The 1,886-nt window shown below is 73.0% G+C and carries 2 protein-coding genes; one reads left to right on the forward strand and one right to left on the reverse strand.

What is annotated here, in order from left to right:
* Positions 1-98: 98 nt before the first annotated feature.
* Positions 99-1,226 (forward strand): GuaB3 family IMP dehydrogenase-related protein, encoded by a 1,128-nt coding sequence (locus SSBG_RS18190; RefSeq protein ID WP_008747532.1) that lies wholly within the window; start codon positions 99-101, stop codon positions 1,224-1,226.
* Positions 1,227-1,428: 202 nt separating this feature from the next.
* Here the strand turns inward: SSBG_RS18190 and SSBG_RS18195 are convergent.
* On the reverse strand, positions 1,429-1,886 hold a 458-nt coding region (locus tag SSBG_RS18195; protein ID WP_234010575.1), incomplete at its 5' end, for a hypothetical protein.

Raw genomic sequence — 1,886 nt, forward strand, 5'->3', positions numbered from 1 at the left:
CGTCGCCGCGCGTGCGCCGCACCCCCGGCAGGACCGCCGGGGACCGGCGCGGGGGATACTGGACCAGCAAGTACGACGGAGCGGGAAAGGCCAGCCAGGTGACTGAGATCGAGATCGGACGCGGCAAGCGCGGTCGAAGGGCGTACGCCTTCGACGACATCGCCGTCGTCCCGAGCCGCCGCACCCGCGACCCGAAGGAGGTCTCGATCGCTTGGCAGATCGACGCCTACCGCTTCGAGCTGCCCTTCCTCGCGGCACCCATGGACTCGATCGTCTCCCCGGCGACCGCGATCCGCATCGGTGAGCTGGGCGGCCTCGGCGTCCTCAACCTCGAAGGGCTCTGGACCCGGCACGAGGACCCGCAGCCCCTGCTGGACGAGATCGCCGGGCTCGACGCGGACACCGCCAACAAGCGGCTCCAGGAGATCTACGCGGCACCGATCAAGGAAGAGCTGATCGGGCAGCGCATCAAGGAGGTCCGCGACTCCGGCGTCGTCACCGCCGCCGCGCTCTCGCCGCAGCGCACCGCGCAGTTCTCCAAGGCGGTCGTGGACGCGGGCGTCGACATCTTCGTGATCCGCGGCACGACGGTCTCCGCCGAGCACGTCTCCTCGGCGGCCGAACCGCTCAACCTCAAGCAGTTCATCTACGAGCTGGACGTCCCCGTCATCGTCGGCGGCTGCGCGACCTACACGGCCGCGCTCCACCTCATGCGCACCGGTGCCGCCGGTGTCCTCGTCGGCTTCGGCGGCGGCGCCGCCCACACCACGCGCAACGTCCTCGGCATCCAGGTCCCGATGGCCACCGCCGTCGCCGACGTCGCCGCCGCGCGCCGCGACTACATGGACGAGTCCGGCGGCCGGTACGTGCACGTCATCGCGGACGGCGGCGTCGGCTGGTCCGGCGACCTCCCGAAGGCCATCGCCTGCGGCGCCGACTCCGTCATGATCGGCTCCCCCCTCGCCCGCGCCACCGACGCGCCGGGCCAGGGCCACCACTGGGGCATGGAGGCCGTCCACGAGGACGTCCCGCGCGGCAAGAAGGTCGACCTCGGCACGGTCGGCACGACCGAGGAGATCCTCCTCGGCCCCTCGCACACCCCCGACGGCTCGATGAACATCTTCGGCGCCCTGCGCCGCGCGATGGCCACGACGGGCTACAGCGAGCTCAAGGAGTTCCAGCGCGTCGAGGTCACCGTCGCGCCCTCGCGCCACGACCAGCGCTGAGCGGCCGGGCTGTCATCGGCCGCTGCCGGATGGTGGCTGCCTGACGGCCTCTGCCTGACGGCCGCTGTCTGTCGGTCGTTGCCCGATGGTCGGAGCGCGTTGCTCGGTGGCCCTTGGCCGGTCGAGCGGCGACCGTCCGGGACCCGTTGGCAGGTGCCCCCTCCGCCTCGCGCGCGAGGGGGCACCGGCGTGTCCGGGTCCGTCAGCCGCGCGTCGCGCCCTTCTTCGTCGCGGAGAAGGCGGCAGCGGCGGCTATCACGAAGAACACGGCCGTGAGAAGGCCCGCGTCCGCGCTCCACGCCTCCCGCACGAGGCCCAGGTGGTCCGTGAGGAGTTCCCACGCGCTCACGGGAAGCTGCTTGGCACCCACCACGGCCTCGCCGAGGAGCTGTCCCCCGTACACGCCGCCGAGTGTGAACAGCGCGGCGACGACGGGGAGTACGGGCGAGCGGCCCCCGACCCGCCCGGCCGCGAGCCCGACCAGGAGGCCGACACCGACCGCCCCGTACCAGATCTGCCGTTCCACGAGCCCGATGAGCCCTCCGTAGAGCCCGGCCGCCACGAAAGCCGCGACGAGCGCGGCCACAACGCCGGCCACGACCCGCCCGGCGCCGTCGGGAGCGGGCGAGCCGAAGGGCGTCCAGCGCCGAGGGATGTGGG

The organism is Streptomyces sp. SPB074 (assembly GCF_000154905.1).
Taxonomy (GTDB): Bacteria; Actinomycetota; Actinomycetes; order Streptomycetales; family Streptomycetaceae; genus Streptomyces.